Source organism: Paenibacillus sp. FSL L8-0470, assembly GCF_038008625.1.
GTDB lineage: Bacteria > Bacillota > Bacilli > Paenibacillales > Paenibacillaceae > Paenibacillus_AQ.
Genome location: NZ_JBBOZM010000001.1, coordinates 3,347,104 through 3,366,447, shown reverse-complemented (window position 1 = coordinate 3,366,447; position 19,344 = coordinate 3,347,104). Strand labels below are relative to the sequence as shown.

The window sequence follows — 19,344 nt, the reverse complement described above, 5'->3', positions numbered from 1 at the left end:
TTCATCGTCCCTATTTAACCGGACGGGTCCGGTTTGTAGGCGCCGCCTGCAGCGGATCATCCGGCCAATAATGCTTGGGATATCTGCCTTTGAGATCCTTCTTAACCTCGAAATAGGTACTGCGCCAAAAGCTCGCCAGATCGGAGGTGACCTGCATCGGCCGTCTCGCCGGTGACAGCAGGTGCAGCAGTACAGGAACTTGCCCCATGCCGATTCTCGGTGTATCTACCTGCCCGAACATCTCCTGAAGCCTTACTGCCAGTACAGGCGCGCCAGGATTGCTGTAATCCAGTGGTATCCGAGATCCGCTGGGCACCGAGATATGTGTCGGAGCTTCCTTGTCAAGCTTCTGTCTGCTGTTCCAGTCCAGCATTCCTTCAAGCGCCCGGCTTAAGGGAAGACGCTGAAGATCACGCAGGTTGCGCATGCCTTGGATGAAGGGCCTCAGCCATTCATCCAGCGAGCCAAGCAAGGCTTCATCCGCCACATCAGGCCAATCCGTCCGCAGTCCATGCATGAAAGCCATCCGCTGCCGCAACTGCACTGTTCCTTTATCCCAAGGCAATAGCTCCAGACCTTCTGCGGATATCACCCCCAGCAGGACATCCTCCGTCTCTTCTGCCGTAGGCCGCTCATGCGAGGTCTCTTTCAATACCAGAGCGCCCAGCAGCGTACGCCGGCGCGCCTTGACGCTTCCGCTCTCTTTGTCCCAGTAAACCTCCCGTTCCTCAGTAAAACTGCCCGCATGATGACGGAACAGCTCTTCTTCAGGCAGATCTGCGGCCAGCATGATTCGCCCCTGTCCGGCGCGGTCGTCCACGCCGGCTGCAACAATATAGGGCGAACGCGACAGGGGCTGCCCTTCCCGCATCGCCGCCCCCCGGCCGCCGGCCAGCAGAAACGCGCCATCGCCGCGTTTCTGCCCGACCCGGTCGGGATAGGCGAACGACAGCAGCAGCCCTGTGGCGCTGCTGTCTCGGGGCACTTCCGGCGCGGCTTGCAGCTGCGCCAGGAGATTCCGGCTCTCGCGCTGCACCGCGCGCAAGATCGCCGGGTCCGCTCCGCCCGTCTCGGCGGAGCGCTCGAACCTAAGCAGCGCCTCCACGCGCAGCGTGAGGTCGCTGTCCGCAGCGGCGGGACCCTTGAAGAGGTCCCGCTCCTGCAGCAGCGCCGCCAGCCGGCAGGCGAGCGGCGCGGCGCCAAGCTCTGCCGCGCGCAGCAGCATATGCGCGGCACGCGGGTGCGCGCCAAGCGCGGCCATGCTGCGGCCGTGCGGCGTGATGGCGCCGCTGGCATCCAGCGCGCCGAGCTGGCGCAGCAGCGCAGCGCCCTGCGCGTAAGGCGCGGCGGGCGGCGCGTCCAGCCAGGGCAGCGCGGCAGGATCGCGTACGCCCCACAGCGCCAGCTCCAGCGCGAGCTGCGCCAGGTCGGTTTCCATGATTTCCGGTACGTTGTCGTCCGGAAGACGTAGATGCTCCTCGCTGCTCCACAGCCGGTAGCAGACTCCCGGAGCAGTCCGCCCGGCACGGCCACGGCGTTGGTCAGCCGATGCCTTCGAGACCGGCACTGTTGTCAACCGCGGCATGCCGGTGCGCGGAGAGAATACCTGCGTACGCCGCTGTCCGGTGTCAATCACCGTGCGCACCCCTTCGATGGTCAAGCTTGTTTCGGCGATGGAAGTCGCCAATACAACCTTGCGCTCACCCGGCACGGCTGGAGCCACTGCCGCATCCTGCATGGCCTGCGGGAGCTGGCCATAAAGCAGCCGCAGCACCGTCCCTTGGGGAAGCGCCCCGCTCTGCAGCTCACGTTCCGTACGGCGGATCTCCCGTTCGCCGGGCAGGAACACCAGTACATCACCGGGCTGCTCATCCAGGGCCCGGCGGACTGCCGCAGCCGCAGCAAGCTCCAGTTGCGTGGTGCCTGATCCCGGAACATAAATCGTCTCCACCGGATAGGTGCGGCCGGGACAATCCACTACCGGCGCTCCGCCAAGCAGCGCCGACACCCGTTCTCCATCCAGTGTAGCCGACATTATGAGAATACGCAGATCTTCACGCAGCACAGACTGGGCCTCCAGCGTCAGTGCCAGCCCGAGGTCAGCATGTAAACTGCGCTCATGAAATTCATCAAAAATAATAAGTCCAACATCGCCAAGCGAAGGATCGCTTTGCAGCATTCTAGTCAGCACACCTTCGGTCACAACAACAATCCGTGTGTTTTTGCCAACCTTGCTGTCCATACGCATCCGGTAGCCTACCGTCTGTCCCACACTCTCTCCAAGGCAGGCTGCCATATAGACAGCCGCTGAACGGGCTGCAAGCCTTCTGGGCTCCAGCATTAGAATACTCTTGCCAGACATCCAAGGCTCCTCCAAAAAAGCCGGAGGGGTTCCGGTCGTCTTCCCCGCACCGGGTTCGGCAATAAGTACAGCTGCTTTTTTCTTATTCAGTATCAATTTCAGGTCAGGAAGCACCTGCATAATAGGAAGCTGTTTCATCTTTTCTCTCCATAATCTGTGATTAACTTGGTATAATTGGCAGCGCATATTGCATCTATCCTGCCTAATCATCATGGGCGAAACGATCTTAAATTTCAAGATGCTTCATAAAGTTGCATTCGAACTCTCCCAACCGGATACAGATATGCCGAAAGACAACAAAATAAGCCTGCGCCCCTCCGGGCGCAGACTTATTCTTCTTCACTCAGCAGCTTCTGACGAATTTTATCGCCGTATTCCAGAATGGAGCTGCTGCTCTCCAGCCCCCGCTGCCTCAGCAGTTCCTGCAGCCGAAGTCTCTTTATGGAGAGCTTGTTCTCCAGCGTTTTCTGCTCACCGGAACCAGTATCCCCGCTATTGCGGCATGCTGCCAGCAGTTCCTCAAGGGTTACACATTCCTTACGCAGTGTGACCTCTTCCGGCAGCAGTCCGGCATTTTTCATAATCTTGAATGACATCCGCAGTTCCTCAGGAACCCCCGACAAGTCCTCCAGCTCCAGCGGCTTTCCAGACCCGGGAAGATCCTTGAATTCCCCGCTCCGCATCGCTTCCTGAATCCGCTGCTCCGCCAGCCATGACAGCATGCCCATATCGTACCGCTCCTTGTGTTCACAACCCGTTTTGCTTCTTATTTTAACACAGGCGCTACGTCATTTCATTTCTGCTTCGGTTTATGATAACCACGGTCTCCGTAGGGAGACAGCTGATCCATCCATTTGCTCTCCAGCTCAGGAAGCTGCTTTCTGTATTTGGCCAGCTCGGACACGGATGCCACAAAATCCTCCTCCGGTTTGATTTGTTCCAGAATCTCAAAACGGAAGGACTCTTCCCCGTACGCTACCCAGTCGGCCATCAGCGATTTATTGTCATGGCTGTTAATATCGAGCATAAATTTATGCTTATTCCATACGCCTTCCAGGTTAAGGCTGCTGCCTACAAAAGACTTATCGTTCTTCGTATTCACAATCCGGTATACACCCATCGGCCGATGAGAGTGGGCATAATCATAGGCCAGTTCTTTGCGTCTTGCTTTTTCCATTTTTCCTGATCTCTCCTTCAATAATAAGCTCTGTCCCGGGGCACAGGCTCTATAATTTAACCCAGTAGCTGCTGCCGTCATCCTCGCGGTCCAGCAGGCCATAATCAATCAGATAGCGCCGCAGTGTGACATGATCGGGGAAGGCTTCACCCAGAATGGCGTTAACCTCTTTCTCACTGTATTTGCGGCCGGCGGCAAACCTCTTAATCAGCTGGCGAAGAATGGCGGCTTTCCGCTTCTGCTTCTTGGGAAATTCGGATAACGGGCCATCCAGTCCCTCCTTAAAATAAGTCCCAAGGATCTCAGCATTCTCCTCTTCCGTAATAGCAAAACGTTCATCGACCATGGAAGTCGAGCGCGGGATACTTACAAATGGTGAAGAAACACCCGGTTTCTCCTCAGCCAGCTCCATGACGGCAAGAAACAATTTGGCTTGCTTGACCTTCTCACGCAGTGTGAACCGGTGATTCCGCACCGTGGAAGTACTGCCGATTCCAAGCTCCTTGGCGACCTCTCCGTCACTTAGGCTCTGATGAAATGCAAGCAGCAGCCCTTTCTGCAGATCCGTCAGCCCTATAAGCTTCTTATCCATTCCGAGCAGCCAATTAAACATGGTGCCATGAACATTGGCCACATGAAGCGCAGCATACTTCTCTGCCTCATAGTAATGGTTGTCATCCTTATAGATAATACCCTTCTCATATTCTTCACCGCATACCAGACAGGTATAGATTCCCGAACGGTCTCGCGTCTCATAAATATAACCTTGCTTTAGCTCCTCAATCGAGGCATTCCAGAATTTTTCCGAAATACTGACTGAACCCTTTCCTTCCGGCAACTCAATCACCCAATCCACTTTATATAATATAGACATATTATCATTTTGTTTGTTATTTTACAACCATCTAATTAGATTGTTTAGTTTTTATTCTTGTGAAAAAATAAAAAACACCACCTTTCGGCAGTGCTTCATTCCTCTTATTGATCAGCATCCGATTCTATGAAATACCCTAGAGTGTAGCCGAGGCTTGTTTCAGCAATGCACCCAGCAGCTCATAATCAACCGTATAGCATAATATTACTTATGAGTCCGGGTCAATCCAGGCATGGACCATAACCTGTAAGTTTTACAACAAGAAAAATACAGCAAACAGCCTCAACCCTGATCATTGATCTGATCACCGTTTAAGGCTGTTTGCTGGGAAGCAGATGATTTATCACCCGCTGCGTTATGGGTTAGGACAACAGGGATTCTGCACCGTCGATCACAATCTGCGCACCCGTTATATGAATGGATTCATCCGAGGCCAGGAAAGCAACCAGATCCGCTACATTTTCCGGCTTGCCCGGTCCATCTGCGAGTGGCTGTGCCCCTTCCGGAAATTCAATTGGAATCACGATAGCTTCCATATCCTCATTAAATTCCGTGCTCTCATCAATATTGGTGGAGATCGCCCCCGGACAGATTACATTGACCCGGATTTTGAATTTGGCCAGCTCCAGTGCCGCCATCTTGGCAAAGGCTACCTGACCGGCTTTAGTTGTGCTGTATGGGGACCAGCCGAAGCTGGCGAATCTGCTGTTGCCGTTAATCGAGCTGGTGATAATGATGCTGCCTTTCCCTTTATCCTTCAGATGGGGAATACTGTACTTCAGCGTCAGGAAGGTTCCGGTCAGATTGACCGATATAGTACGTTCCCAATCACTAAGGCTGAGTTCCTCAATCGGACCCACTGCTCCGTTGATTCCAGCATTGGCGAACACAACATCAAGACCTCCGAAATGCTCAACAGTCCTGCGCACTGCTTCTTTCATCCGTTCCTCATCCGAGGTGTCTACGTCAATGGCCAGTGCACAATCCTTGCGGAGCTTGTTCAGCTTCTGCTCCAGGATCGAAGTACGCTCATTCACCAGATCAAACAAGGCTACATTTGCCCCTTCGCGCGCCATTTGAATCGCCGTCGCTCTGCCGATTCCCGAGCCCGCACCTGTGATTATGGCTGTTTTTCCAAGAAAACGCTGCTTTTTAGCTATATTTGGGCTCATATGTACACTCTCCTTCCGATTCGTCCATCTAAGTGGCTCTGTTTCAAGATTACCCAAATCGGCCTTGATTATAATCAGGTTATGCAAAATTTGTGCAAACCAGCAGCAAGTTGCACTAAAAATGCACAAAACAAGAGGATATGACCCGGTTGTCTCAATTAGATATAAAACTAAGCCCCACAATGTGGGGCCTGGATTCTGCACATTTAGTTTCCCAGCTGACGGACATCCACCTTCACGGTGAGCGTGCCCGATACTCCGCGGTAGACACCTTTGACCGGTACAATATCCTTGTAATCACGGCCATGCCCAAGTTTGATATAACGCCAGCTTACTTCCGCATTATTGGTGGGATCAAAACCAAGCCAGCCCGTGCCGGGAATATGCGTCTCTACCCAGGCATGCGAAGCCTGCTCGAAATTGGCATTGGCTCCCTGCAAATCACCGACAAAATGATACCCGCTAACATATCTGGAAGGCAGACCGACACTGCGGCAGACTGCAATCATCAAGTGTGCGTAATCCTGGCAGACGCCGCGCTTCAGCTTTAATGCTTTTTTCACAGTCGTGTTCACACTGGTTGCCTCGGGATCATACGTAAATTGCTCGTAGATGGTCGAAGACAGCTTTTTGGTCCACTCGTACATATCATCGGCTTCGTCAAAGGGATGCTGTGAAGCAAATTCAACCAGCTCAGGAGTCACTTCCGTATAACGTGTCGGCAAGATGAACTCAACATAGCGGTTCTGGAATTTCTCATCATTGAGCAGTCTCACCTGCTCTTCCAGCGGAAGATGCGGCAGATCGTTACCCTGTGCTTTATCTAAAGTCACTACGGTCGCCTTTGTATGGATGACCATCTCCGTATGCGGCTTATTCACGGAATAAGCATGAACCCGGTTGCCGAAGAAATCCTCGTAAGTCAGCAAATTGGCGGGGGGAAACACCTCAACCTCATGATGGTAGCAGGACTGGCGGTAATTCGTGCGCGGCGTCAGCCTGATTTCATTGACACTGTCCGTAACCGGCTCGGGATAGCTGTAGGTGGTCGTATGATGGATCTGAATTTTCATATCCGCACTCCTTCGCGGCGAAAAAAGGCGCCTTCCATCGTTTTCCCCAGTCTCTGGCATGATAACATCAGCGAATGCAGTACATCCTCGACGAGATCACCGGACATTTCTTCTTTTTCCATATAATCCAGCTCTGCTTTGATCTTTCCGGCCTGGCGAATGACTTTCTCATGCCCGGAGCCCTTCTCAGAAGTATCCAGCTCGAGTTTAGCTAAATGCTCCTCTAATTTATGGAATGAAAAGCGGATCGAACGGGGAAAAGAGGCATTCACAATGAGGAACTCCAGAATACTCTCCGGTGACATGGCATCTGCATAATACCTTCGGAAGGATTGATATCCGCTCACGGATTTCAGCACCGCCTGAAGCTGGGTATAAATCGCGTTAATATCCTTAGACTTGCACTGTACAGTGACCGCCTGCAGAATCCGCGTCGTGTTCTCTGCCCGTTCCAGAAAGCGGCCGCTCTCAATAAAATGCCATTCATTCCCCCTCAGCATGACAGACATCTCTGCCCCGAGGAACATCGCCGCCCGCTCTTTGACCTGCTGATAGAAATGATGCGGACCCCGCATAATATCCGCTACCGACTGCTCTGCGAGCCACAGATTAAAACCGTTGGCTATATCCCACAGCTCGCTTGGCAAATGCTGACGCAGAGTGCGCAAATTGTTGCGCGCTTGATGAACACAAGAGAATAACGAATTGGAATTGCCCAGATCCAGCGTAATGAAGGACAACACATCCTGTTCCGAAAAGCTGTCAAATTGCCGCAGGTATTCATTTCTGACACCGAGCGCATCAATCAGCCTTGACCATTTATTCCCTTCCGCCTGGAAGTCCGCTTCCTGTTGAATATGATAATGCACATCGATAAGCCGCGCATGATTCTCTGCCCGTTCAATATACCGGCCAATCCAAAACAAAGCCTCCGCATTACGGTTCAGCATCTTCGCCACTCCCTCATCTAACATAGTGATTCGGCATTTTATGCTCCAGAAGCCATATGCATTTCCCTCAGGCCATTACCCAGGTATCCTTGACCCCACCGCCTTGTGAAGAATTCACGACCAGCGAGCCTTCCTTCATGGCAACCCGGGTTAACCCTCCGGGAATCACATGCGGTTTGCGGTCCGCACCCATGAGCACGAATGCACGGAGATCAACATGACGCGGAGCCATTGTCCCTCCTGACAATACCGGCGCTCTCGAGAGCGACATAATCGGCTGAGCGATGTAACGGGCAGGGTCAGCGAGAATCTTGAGCCGGAAATCAACCAGTTCCTCCTTGGTAGCTTCACTTCCAATCAGCATGCCATAGCCGCCGGAGAGTGAGGTCTCCTTCACGACCATCTCCGCAAGATTATCGAGCACATACTGGCGTTCCTGCGGACGTGATAACAGGTAGGTGGGGACATTGCCCAGAATCGGCTCTTCATTGAGATAATACCGGATCATATCTGGAACATAGACATATATGGCTTTGTCATCGGCTACTCCGGTTCCCGGTGCATTGGCGATGGCAATGTTGCCTGCCCTGTAGGCATTCATCAGTCCGGCGACACCAAGCAGGGAGCTGGGCTGGAACGCCAGCGGATCGATATAGTCATCATCCAAACGCCGGTACAACACATCTACACGGCGCAGCCCATTCATTTCTTTCAGATAAATTTTGAGGTCCTGGGTCACCAGATCACGGCCTTCTACAAGATGAATGCCCATCTGTTGTGCCAGGAAAGCATGTTCATAATAAGCGGAGTTATATTCTCCCGGGGTCAGAAGCGCAATAACCGGATCTTTGGTCCTCGACGGAGATAAACTCCGCAGCACAGACAGAAAACGGTTTAAGCTATGATCCACATCCCGGATGGAGCTGGCGAAAGACAATTCGGGGAAAAGCTGATTCATGAGTGATCTGCCTTTAAACAGGTAGGAAAAGCCGGAAGGAGTACGCAGGTTGTCTTCGAGCACATAATACTCTCCGTCATGATGGCGGATCAGGTCAATGCCGGAGGTAGTGACATAAGCACCGCCGGGAACTCGCAGTCCCGCCATCTCCGGCCGGAAATAACAGTTGGAGATAATCATGCGGCGCGGGACAATCCCGTCCTTTACAATGTATTGCTCGTGGTAAATATCATGGATAAACAGGTTCAAAGCCGAGATCCGCTGGACAATGCCAGCCTCAAGCCTCTCCCATTCCCCCTTGGGGATAATCCGCGGAATCATATCGAAAGGAATCGTTCGTTCCATCGGATGATCCTGTGCCGGGTTGTACAGCGTAAAGGTTATACCTTCTTCCATCATCCGGCGCTGCAGCAGCTTCTGCTTGCCTTGCAGCTCTTCAGGGCTCATCCCGGAAAACATGCGGTTCACATGTTTGTAATGAGGACGGATGCTTCGTTCACCGGCATACATTTCATCATAGAAATGCTGTAGCGGATACGGAGACAGACCGGGCAAAGGATCAAGTTTGGACATGAGCCCGACTCCTTTCGAATCATTATAATGTGTGATGTTTGTTGACAAGCTGGTTCGTAATTTGAGAATTAAGTATGAAAATATTAAATACTACTCTCATAATACGTAAATAATATTGTTCATGTCAATATATATAACAACAAAATGGAGTTTATACCCCATCTATAATCGTGGAATCGCTTCCTTTTTCATGAGTTTAGTTTTCGGGAGCACGAAAGTGAATTATACTTTGAATTGTATGCAGGTGAGCTGACAAGCAGTACTATTATGAATTTTTCATATAATGTTTTTTTAGTATAGGTATCCAAATGTAAAAGCATCCGTTCCTTCTATTTAAAAAGGGCCAGCTTTTTCACAAAAAAACCTGGGGGCAGTTGTTTTTTCACACAATCAGTCATGATAAAAGCCCTGCAGAACGTGAAGGGACTGACCCCGTAACGTGAGACATATCAAAACACCTTCAAGAGAATGGAACCCTGTCGTAAGATAGGGAGATAATCTTGGAGGTGTTTTTGCGTTGGCAACTAGAGTGAGTTACCCGGTAGAATTAAAGATGAAAGCCATCGAGATGAGATTGGCAGGAGTTCCGGTAAGAGAGGTAATGGAGCAACTCGGAATACGGAACAAGACACAGTTAAAGACATGGATGAGATGGTATCGAAAAGGCGAAGTACATCGTCTGGAGCAGCCCGTGGGTAAACAGTACAGCTACGGAAAAGGTCCAGAACACTCTACGGAGCTAGAAAAAGTAAAGGCGGAGAACCGATTCTTAAAGCAGCAATTGGACGTGCTAAAAAAGTACAGGGAACTGGAAAGGGGGTGGAACCACAAGTCGTCATTGCCTGGATCGAGTCCATTCGAGAAGAAGTAACGGTGACTGAGGCCTGCGCATGGCTTGGGATTGCAAGAGCCACCTACTACCGCTGGAAAGCAGCCGTAGAAACCGAGCGTTCAGATGCTACAGTAGAGAAGATAAGGCAGGTTTGCGCACAGCATAAATTCCGATATGGGTACCGGAAAATCACTGCACTCCTTCGGGCAGAAGAATCCATAAACCACAAACGTGTTCAACAGATTATGCAGCGTGAAGGGCTACAGTGCCGCGTAAGGATGAAGAAACGCAAGACCACGGGGCAGCCCGCACATCCAGTAGAAAATCTGCTAAAGCGGCAATTCCATGCAGAGGGGCATCTGCAAAAGCTCGTCACGGACATTACCTATTTACCGTTTGGAGGCAAGATGTTGTACCTCTCGAGCATTCTGGACCTGTACAATGGGGAGATTGTGGCTTACAGTATAGCGGACAAGCAAGACACGTCTTTGGTTTTGGATACGCTGAATCAACTTCCAAAACGGGCAAATATGCTGCTTCATAGCGACCAAGGCAGCGTGTACACGTCTCAGGTGTACCAGGCTGCAGTAAAAGGAAAAGGCATTACCATGAGCATGTCCCGCAAGGGAACGCCCGCTGATAATGCCCCCATCGAATCGTTTCATTCCACCCTAAAGTCTGAAACGTTCTACCTCGAAGATCTCACGTGTACAACGACGGCAATCGTTGAACAGACCGTTCGAGACTACATTACTTACTATAACTCAATTCGAATTCAAGCGAAACTAAATAACCAGTCGCCAGTGGATTTCCGGCGACTGGCTGCTTAAACTTGCAAGGTGTTTTGATCCCTGTCTCATGTACGGGGGTCAGTCCCGAACCGTTCTGCAGGGCTTTTATGGTAATCACAGTTCATCCTCGTTTGAAGCGCCTGCGGCGAGTTACTCCTGCGCTTCCTTCTGATCTTCGTCAGAGATCATCCCGGCGAACAGGGCATGGACGAACTGTCCGGAATCAAATGGCTGCAAATCCTCCATTTTCTCGCCCAGCCCAACCAGCTTCACCGGCAGATTCATTTCCTGGCGGATCGCCACAACAATTCCGCCTTTGGCGGTCCCGTCCAGCTTGGTCAACACCAGGCCGGTAACTCCACTTTTTTCACCAAAAAGCTTCGCCTGCGTCAAGGCATTCTGACCGGTAGTCGCATCCAGCACCATCAGCACCTCATGCGGGGCGCTGGGAATTTCACGCTGAATGACCCGGAAGATCTTGTTCAGCTCTTCCATCAGGTTGCTCTTGTTCTGCAGTCTTCCCGCCGTATCGCAAATCAGCACATCCACATTCCGCTGTTTGGCTGCCTGCACGGCATCGAACATTACTGCAGCCGGGTCAGAGCCCGCCTGCTGCTTAATGACGTCCACACCGGCCCGTTGGCCCCAGACCTCAAGCTGCTCAATCGCTCCGGCCCGGAAGGTATCGCCTGCGGCAAGAAGAACCTTTTTACCCTCCTGTTTGTAGCGGTGTGCCAGCTTGCCGATTGTTGTTGTCTTGCCGACACCGTTTACGCCGACGAACAGAATAACGGTGATTCCGTCCGGATTCTCTTTCAGACTGTTGTCGTCATCACCGCGCAGCAGCTCCATCAGTTTGCGGGAGAGGATCGGCTGCAGCTCCGACGCATCCTCAATCCGTTTCTGCTTCACTTCAGCCCGAAGCTCTTCAACAAGTGACATTACCGTATTTACCCCGACATCGGCACCGATCAGAATCTCTTCCAGTTCCTCATAAAACTCTTCATCTATTTTTTTACGGCGGGTGATGAGGTCGGATACCTTCTCAACGAAACCCTTGCGGGTCTTCTCCAGACCGTCGCGGAACTGTTTGGTAACCGTTTCGGTTTTACCGGAAATACTTTCTTTCAGTTTCTTAAAAAAACTCATGCTCTTCCTCCTCTTATCGTTAAGACACCAGATTCCCCGGTTCTTTTCCGAAATACAATGCTTCCATTCAGGCAATCTCCGCTTCCTCATCCTCCAGCTTCACCGAGACAAGCTTCGATACGCCGCCTTCTTCCATCGTTACACCATACAGCACATCCGCTTCCTCCATGGTTCCTTTGCGGTGGGTAACCACGATAAACTGTGTCTGCTCCGAGAACTCGCGCAGATACTGGGCAAAGCGGACTACGTTCGCTTCATCCAGTGCCGCTTCCACCTCATCCAGCACACAGAAAGGCACCGGTTTGACCTGCAGGATAGCGAACAGCAGTGCCATAGCGGTCAATGCGCGTTCACCGCCTGACAACAGCTGCAGATTCTGCAGTTTCTTGCCGGGAGGCTGGGCGACAATATCTATGCCTGTGTCGAGCATATGCTCGGGATCAAGCAGCATCAGGTCCGCCCGTCCGCCGCCGAACAGCTTCGAGAAAACCGTGCCGAATTCACGGCGGATGGCATCAAAGGTCTGCTTGAAGCGTTTGGACATCTCTTCTTCCATCTCATGAATGACATGGTAAAGTGTTGTCTTGGCCTCGACCAGATCATCCTTCTGGCCGCTGAGGAAAGTATAACGTTCATGCACGCGCTGATACTCCTCGATGGCCCCCAGGTTCACTTCGCCAAGCGAAGATATACTGCGCTTCAGACGCTGCACCTCCAGCAGTGCAGCCGGCACATCCTCGGGAACCGGATAACGCTGCTTCGCCAATTCATAACTCAGCTCATAATCATCGCTCAGTTTACGGAGAATGTTGTCCAGCTCAACATCAAGCCGTCCTACAGCTACCTCGGTGGAACGCAGCTTGTCCTCCACGGCCTTTAAAGCCTGCCGCTGGTCTTTGGTTTCACCTTCGGCGAGCTCCAGCTTACGGGTTAACGCCGCGCGTTCAGCGCGCGCCAAGTCAAGCGTACCCGCCGTCTCTTCTTTCTTCAGGCGGTAGTTGTTCAGATCTTCCTTCTGTTTAACCGCTTCGCGTGAATTCTCTTCGAGATCCTTCTCAATGGTCATAAGCAGACTGCGGCTCTGGCGCAGCTCTTTATCCTGCGATCCGGCATCTTGCCTCATGCGTCTAAGCTGTTCCTCCAGTGAGAATATCTCCTGGTCCAGCTTACCCTCACTTACCTTCATGCCGGTCAGCTTACCCTGGAGCTCTTCCTTAGCCGTTTCACTCGCCTTACGCTCCGATTCGGCATTGCGGATGGCCTCATGGGAATCCTTCTCTTCTTTCTCCAGCCGTGCAAGCTCGGCAACCGCCTGATTCCGGCTCTCGTCCAGACTGCGGACTTCACTCTCAAATCCGCTGCGTTCGGCACCCGCACCATCCACCTGCTCCTGAACATGGCGCAGTTCCTGTTCGAGCTGCTTCAAATCACCGGAGACCCGTTGCTCCTCCAGACGTTTCTCGTCACCGTCATGGCGCAGCTGCTCCAGCTTCTTCGCAGCGTTCTCCTGCTCCTCGCGAAGTTTGGCCATGCCTTGCTTCAGCTTGACAATCTGACGTTCGCTTTCTTCAATTTCACCGAACAGCTGGTCGAGCTGGCGTTTACGGCTCAGCAGGCTGTTGTTCTTCTTATGCTGGCTGCCCCCGGTCATCGAACCGCCGGCATTGACAACATCGCCTTCCAGCGTAACTACACGGTAACGGTATTGGCATTTGGCGGCGATCCGGTTAGCCTGTTCCAGACTTTCTGCAATCACGACATTTCCGAGCAAGCTGCCGACAATGCTTGCGTATTTGTCCTCATAACCGACCAGCTCACTGCCGATGCCAACGAAACCTTCGGCACCTTCCACCATACTGCGGTCACTGCCGGTAATCTGCCGGGGCCGGATGACATCCAGCGGCAGAAATGTAGCCCGTCCCAGCTGGCGCTGCTTCAGGAAGGCAATCGCTTGACGGGAGACGGCTTCATTATCCATAACCACATGCTGAAGCGATGCGCCTAGCGCTGTTTCCACGGCCAGCTCCAGCCGTTCCGGCACGGAGATCAGCTCCGCTACTGCACCGTGCACACCGCTTAGCTGGCCTTTGCGCGCTCCCTTAAGGACCTCTTTGACTCCAAGCATAAATCCGTCAAAATCATCCTGCATTTCCTTCATCGTCTCATGCCGGGAAACCTGGGCTTCACGCTTCTGTTCCCATTTACGGAGTCCGCTCTGCGTTTCCTCCAGCAGCTTCTGGCGTTTACTGGTCTGCTCGCTCTCCGTGATATAGGCGCCGCGCAGCGTTCCAATCTCTTTGCCGAGAGTGGCAATGGTATCCTTCAGACCCTTCTGCGAAGCAGACAGCTCCGCGAGCCGCGCAACCCATTTGCCGCTTTCCTCAACGCTGCGGCTCATCCGCCGCTCCAAGGCTTCCTTCTGCTGATCCGCGTAACGAATTTCGTTGCGAGCCTGGGCCATCAGGTTCATCAGCTCAAGCAAGGCGCTTTTCAGCTTCTCTTCCTTGCTCTGGCTAATCCCCCCGGCCACTCCTTCCAGCCGGGCTTCCTCATCTGCCAGTTGAGCGCGCAGCTCCTCCAGAGCCTGTCTTGACTGCTGCAGCTTATGCTCCAGCTCTGCCAGCTCGCGCTGTCTACCCTCTGAGCGTTCACCTACCGAGCCGAGTGTAAGCATCAATTGCTCGCGGTTGTTCTCCAGGTTGCGCTTGCGCTCCTTCAGCACTTCGCCGTAACCTTCACTTTTCTCGTTGGCTTCACTGTAACGAAGCAGCTGTTCCTGCAGCTGTTCTACCTGCGCCTCCAGCGCCCGAAGCTCAGAACGCCCGCTCTCCAGCTTAGCGTCATGGGCCGAAACGACAGTGGACAGCTCAAGCTGTTCTACCTGCAGCGTTTCAAGCCGGGCATTGCCTTCCTTCCAGGCGGTATGAATGCCTTCTATCTGGTGCACATACACGGAGATTTCCAGCTGCTTCAGCTGCTCGCGCAGCTCCTTATAGCGGATAGCCTTCTCTGATTGATCCTTGAGCGGGCCTACCTGATCCTCCAGCTCGCTGATCAAATCATGAATCCGAAGCAGATTCTGCTCAGTTTCGTCCAGCTTCCGGCCCGCATCTTTTTTGCGAGATTTATACTTAACAATACCTGAGGCCTCTTCAAAAATACCGCGGCGATCCTCGGAACGCGTACTCAGAATTTCTTCAATCCGGCCTTGTCCGATAATCGAATAAGCCTCGCGTCCGATGCCGGTATCCATAAACAGCTCTGTGATATCCTTCAGCCTGCAGGCCTGCTTATTGATTAAATATTCACTTTCACCGCTGCGGTGCACACGGCGCGTTACTGTAACTTCGCTGAAATCGAGCGGCAGGACATGATCCTCATTGTCCAGCGTGAGCGACACCTCACCGTAATTCACGGCTTTGCGTGCATCACTTCCGGCAAAGATAATATCCTCCATCTTGCCGCCGCGCAGCGATTTGGCGCTCTGCTCACCGAGCACCCAGCGGATGCCGTCGGAAATATTGCTTTTACCGCTGCCGTTCGGGCCAACGACGGCCGTTATGCCGCGTACAAATTCCATTTCCGTTTTGTCGGCAAATGATTTAAAGCCCGCTAATTCAATCCGTTTCAAAAACATAACTCGCCTATCACCTCTGACCCATTATACCATAGCGTTCAACTCCTAAAATAGCTCTGATTCATGATGAACACAAAGGCAGTGTGTGAGATATTAAATTGACACTTTTTAGAAAAAGTGATGTAGTAAGGGTGTGTTTTTAGATGGTATTATTTATCATTTGAGGAATTTTTGAGATATTCAAATTTCTAACGAAAAAGGGTGATTGCATTGGAACTGGGATCCGAGCGGCATGGGGAAATTATACGTTACCGCAGTGGCCATATCACGATGGAGGAAGATCTTATCGTAACGGAACATCCGGTCACAATCAAAATAAACGGCGATGAATTCGTTACTCTGGTATGCACGCCTGAATATATCGAGGACATGGTTATCGGTTATTTGGCATCCGAAGGAATCATTAGAGGGTTCCATGATATCAAGGCGATTTGGAGTCAGGAAGAAGAAGGTTTCGTCCACGTAACTATAGACCACTTAAGCCCATTACACCGTCAGCTATTCGCCAAGCGATATGTAACTTCCTGTTGCGGGTCTAGCCGGCATGGCTTCGTCTACATTAATGATGCCAGAACGGCCAAAATTGCGGACGGGGTACATGTGTCACTTTCTTTCGGCGATTGTTTCCGCTTAATGGAAGAGGTGCAAACCGGATCAGAGCTGTTCCACCGCACCGGTGGCGTTCATTCTGCTGCAATTTGCGATACCGGCGGGGTGCTGCTGGCCCGCAGTGACATTGGGCGTCATAATGCACTAGACAAAATTTACGGCTACTGCCTGAAGCAACATTTGAAGCTCAATGACAAAATTGTTGTTTTCAGCGGACGGATCTCTTCGGAAATCTTATTGAAAGTAGCCAAAATAGGCTGTGAAATGATTTTGTCCAAATCTGCCCCCACCGGACTAGCACTTGAGCTGGCGGAACAGCTGGGAATCACCACCGTTGGTTTTATTCGTCAGAATTCATGTAATGTGTATACCCGTCCGGATCGTATCTCCGGCTGTCCCACTTTCCCTCCTCCATGAACCTCAAATTTCAAGCACAAAACTCACTGTTCTCTATTTTTACTTTTGTTACAATTTTTTCTAGGGGTTCGCAATTGTTATTTTTTGGTTATATGATTAATCCCCTCCAGGATAGGGAGTGATGTCAACGGAACAATTGCTGGATCGATTATATGAAGAAGAATCACTGGAAGCTCAAGAGATCATTGCTGTGCTGAGGAACCCGGACCAAAATCTAAAAAAGCGGCTTCATCACCTGGCCCATCTGAGAAGAATGGAACGTTATGGCGACCGTGTATTTTTGCGTGGGCTGATCGAGTTCTCCAATATTTGCAAACAAAACTGCCTGTATTGCGGCATACGCTCCGGCAATAAGACAGTCAGCCGCTATCGGCTCCAACCTGAAGAAATCTTGGAATGCTGCCGGGAAGGGTATGAACTGGGCTATCGTACCTTTGTTCTGCAGAGCGGAGAAGACGACTGGTACACCACTGAGAAGCTGGCCGAGCTCATTACACGCATCAAAACGCTCTATCCGGATACCGCGGTAACCCTGTCGATTGGTGAACGGGATGATGAGACTTACGCTACACTGCTCGCGGCCGGAGCTGACCGTTACTTACTGCGCCATGAGACGGCCTCCCGTAAGCTGTACCAAGCCCTGCACCCGACCATGACCTTTGACAGCCGCCGGAATCGGTTGGAGGCGCTCAAGTCCCTCGGCTATCAGGTGGGTGCAGGCTTCATGGTTGGTTTACCAGGCCAAACGCCCGGAGATTTAGCTGAAGACCTGCTGTATCTTAAGGCGCTTCAACCGGATATGATCGGCATTGGCCCTTTTTTGCCGCATCAGGCCACACCCTTAAAGGACGAGCCGGCCGGAACAGTAATAAATACACTGGATATGATTGCTCTTGCCCGGCTCTTCGTGCCGAATGCCCTAATCCCTGCTACAACAGCCATGGGAACCGCTCACCCGAACGGGCGGGAGCTGGCGTTGCAAGCAGGCGCAAATGTGGTCATGCCTAATCTCTCTCCATTGACTGTACGAGCCCAATATACGCTCTACAATAACAAAATCTGTATGGGCGACGAATCCGCCCAATGCAGATTCTGTCTTGAACAGCGGATTGAAGCTGCCGGATTCCATGTGGATATGGGCCGGGGAGATAGTCTGAATCATCTATCCCGTTCTTCTGCACAGCATGTTCCATTGTAAGGAAGCCACCGAATCAGCCTGTTGTCATCTCGAAATCGAGTTGGAAGAGTCCAAGTCTGCTTGTCAATCTATTAATGAACCCAGAAAGAAGTGGATGTTCGTGAGCCGAGTTAATGAAAGTCGTCCGGCGGATTTCATTCAGGACGAAGAGATCAAAGAAGCGCTGCGCTTTGGAGAAAATGCCGGATCAGATCGGGCCAAGGTGTCCGCAATTCTTGAGAAAGCCAGACAATGTAAAGGACTGACCTCACAAGAAGCAGCTGTCCTCTTAAATGTGGAAGATCAGGAAACACTCAATGAGATTTATCAGGTATCCAGAGCTATCAAGGAGCAGATCTACGGCAACCGGATTGTATTGTTCGCACCGCTCTATGTCAGCAACTACTGTGTCAATAATTGCGTATACTGCGGTTACAAACATTCCAATTCTGAATTCACACGCAGCCGCTTAACCTCAGATGAAATTGCCCAGGAAGTTACCGTTCTGCAGTCTCTGGGACACAAACGGCTTGTGCTGGAAGCGGGTGAGGATCCCCGCAATTGTTCCATCGAGTATATTCTCGACTGCATAAAGACCATTTACGTTACGAAGCTGGACAATGGCAGTATCCGCCGGATCAATGTCAACATCGCTGCAACCACATTCGATGACTATATCAAGCTGGCTGAGGCGGGAATTGGAACTTATATTTTATTTCAGGAGACTTATCATAGACCTAGTTACAAGCAATACCATCCGCAAGGACCCAAAAGTGATTATGATTGGCATACGACCGCCATGGACAGGGCCATGAAAGCCGGTATCGAGGATGTTGGTATTGGTGTTCTGTATGGGCTCTATGATTATAAATATGAAACGATAGCTATGTTAAAACATGCCGAGCATCTGGAACAGGCCTATGGCTGCGGACCGCATACGATTTCCGTCCCCCGCCTGCGCGAAGCAGAGAATGTGAACCTGGACAATTACCCGTACTTAGTCAGCGATCCGGATTTCGCCAAAATCGTCGCCGTTCTGCGAATAGCCGTTCCCTATACAGGTATGATACTCTCTACACGCGAAGACGCTGAATTTCGGGATCAGATCATCAAACTCGGCATTTCCCAGATCAGCGCAGGCTCCGCCACAGGTGTTGGCGCATACAGTGTGAACAAAGATAAAGATGACAAACCGCAATTCATGGTCGGCGATCACCGCTCCCCTATGGAAATTATCAAAAATCTCTGCCAGGACGGGTATGTGCCGAGTTACTGCACCGCCTGTTACCGGGAAGGCCGAACGGGAGACCGTTTCATGCAGCTGGCCAAATCCGGCCAAATCCATAATGTCTGCCAGCCGAACTCCCTGATGACGTTTCAGGAATACCTGCTGGATTACGCCGATGAGGAGATGCGGGCCATTGGAGAGCAGACGATTCATGACAATCTGGAGCGCATTCCCAAGGAATCGGTCAAAAAAGCGACCTTAAAGCAACTTCAGCGTATCCATAACGGCGAACGAGATCTACGGTTTTAGGCCGCACCCAATGTACGCTGTCACAAAAAGGGGGTGTTCCAGCAGCCATCCAGATG

At 51.8% G+C, this 19,344-nt stretch carries 14 protein-coding genes; 4 read left to right on the top strand and 10 right to left on the bottom strand.

Annotated elements, in window-relative coordinates:
• Positions 1 to 10: 10 nt before the first annotated feature.
• The 8 genes from hrpB to NST99_RS15250 all read right to left on the bottom strand — a co-directional run bounded on the left by hrpB (position 11) and on the right by NST99_RS15250 (position 9,139).
• Positions 11 to 2,500: an ATP-dependent helicase HrpB gene (gene hrpB, locus NST99_RS15285; protein WP_341092819.1), complete on the bottom strand. Its 2,490-nt coding sequence runs from the start codon at positions 2,498 to 2,500 to the stop codon at positions 11 to 13.
• Positions 2,501 to 2,691: 191 nt separating this feature from the next.
• Positions 2,692 to 3,084: a DnaJ family domain-containing protein gene (locus tag NST99_RS15280; protein WP_445745030.1), complete on the bottom strand. Its 393-nt coding sequence runs from the start codon at positions 3,082 to 3,084 to the stop codon at positions 2,692 to 2,694.
• A gap of 71 nt (positions 3,085 to 3,155) precedes the next feature.
• A complete protein-coding gene (locus tag NST99_RS15275; protein WP_341092817.1) occupies positions 3,156 to 3,539 on the bottom strand; it encodes a GIY-YIG nuclease family protein in 384 nt (127 codons plus the stop codon).
• Between the two features lie 49 nt (positions 3,540 to 3,588).
• Positions 3,589 to 4,413: a DUF2087 domain-containing protein gene (locus NST99_RS15270; protein WP_341092816.1), complete on the bottom strand. Its 825-nt coding sequence runs from the start codon at positions 4,411 to 4,413 to the stop codon at positions 3,589 to 3,591.
• Positions 4,414 to 4,775: 362 nt separating this feature from the next.
• Positions 4,776 to 5,585: an SDR family oxidoreductase gene (locus tag NST99_RS15265; RefSeq protein ID WP_038591254.1), complete on the bottom strand. Its 810-nt coding sequence runs from the start codon at positions 5,583 to 5,585 to the stop codon at positions 4,776 to 4,778.
• A gap of 206 nt (positions 5,586 to 5,791) precedes the next feature.
• Positions 5,792 to 6,658: a transglutaminase family protein gene (locus NST99_RS15260; RefSeq protein WP_341092814.1), complete on the bottom strand. Its 867-nt coding sequence runs from the start codon at positions 6,656 to 6,658 to the stop codon at positions 5,792 to 5,794.
• Entirely contained in the window at positions 6,655 to 7,608 is a 954-nt protein-coding gene (locus NST99_RS15255) for an alpha-E domain-containing protein (RefSeq protein ID WP_341092813.1), read from the bottom strand. The genes NST99_RS15260 and NST99_RS15255 overlap by 4 nt, the downstream gene beginning before the upstream one ends.
• A 67-nt stretch (positions 7,609 to 7,675) precedes the next feature.
• Positions 7,676 to 9,139, bottom strand: a complete 1,464-nt coding sequence (locus NST99_RS15250) for a circularly permuted type 2 ATP-grasp protein (protein WP_341092811.1) — start codon at positions 9,137 to 9,139, stop codon at positions 7,676 to 7,678.
• A 517-nt stretch (positions 9,140 to 9,656) separates the two neighbouring features.
• Between NST99_RS15250 and NST99_RS15245 the strand changes: the two genes are divergently transcribed.
• Positions 9,657 to 10,801, top strand: a protein-coding gene (locus NST99_RS15245; RefSeq protein WP_341092810.1) for an IS3 family transposase whose coding sequence is annotated in 2 segments (ribosomal slippage) — positions 9,657 to 9,930 and positions 9,930 to 10,801 — 1,146 coding nt in all. Because the reading frame shifts where the segments join, the coding sequence is not laid out codon by codon here.
• Positions 10,802 to 10,912: 111 nt separating this feature from the next.
• On the opposite strand, the gene ftsY is transcribed toward NST99_RS15245, so the two are convergent.
• Together ftsY and smc are read right to left on the bottom strand one after the other, a co-directional pair.
• A complete protein-coding gene (gene ftsY / locus NST99_RS15240) occupies positions 10,913 to 11,911 on the bottom strand; it encodes a signal recognition particle-docking protein FtsY (protein WP_341092808.1) in 999 nt (332 codons plus the stop codon).
• A gap of 67 nt (positions 11,912 to 11,978) precedes the next feature.
• A complete protein-coding gene (smc, locus tag NST99_RS15235; protein WP_341092806.1) occupies positions 11,979 to 15,548 on the bottom strand; it encodes a chromosome segregation protein SMC in 3,570 nt (1,189 codons plus the stop codon).
• Between the two features lie 270 nt (positions 15,549 to 15,818).
• Between smc and fdhD the strand changes: the two genes are divergently transcribed.
• The 3 genes from fdhD to hydG all read left to right on the top strand — a co-directional run bounded on the left by fdhD (position 15,819) and on the right by hydG (position 19,288).
• Entirely contained in the window at positions 15,819 to 16,574 is a 756-nt protein-coding gene (gene fdhD, locus NST99_RS15230; RefSeq protein ID WP_341097658.1) for a formate dehydrogenase accessory sulfurtransferase FdhD, read from the top strand.
• A gap of 121 nt (positions 16,575 to 16,695) precedes the next feature.
• Positions 16,696 to 17,772: a [FeFe] hydrogenase H-cluster radical SAM maturase HydE gene (hydE, locus tag NST99_RS15225; protein WP_341092805.1), complete on the top strand. Its 1,077-nt coding sequence runs from the start codon at positions 16,696 to 16,698 to the stop codon at positions 17,770 to 17,772.
• 100 nt (positions 17,773 to 17,872) lie between these two features.
• Positions 17,873 to 19,288, top strand: a complete 1,416-nt coding sequence (hydG, locus tag NST99_RS15220) for a [FeFe] hydrogenase H-cluster radical SAM maturase HydG (RefSeq protein ID WP_341092803.1) — start codon at positions 17,873 to 17,875, stop codon at positions 19,286 to 19,288.
• The last annotated feature ends 56 nt before the right edge of the window (positions 19,289 to 19,344 follow it).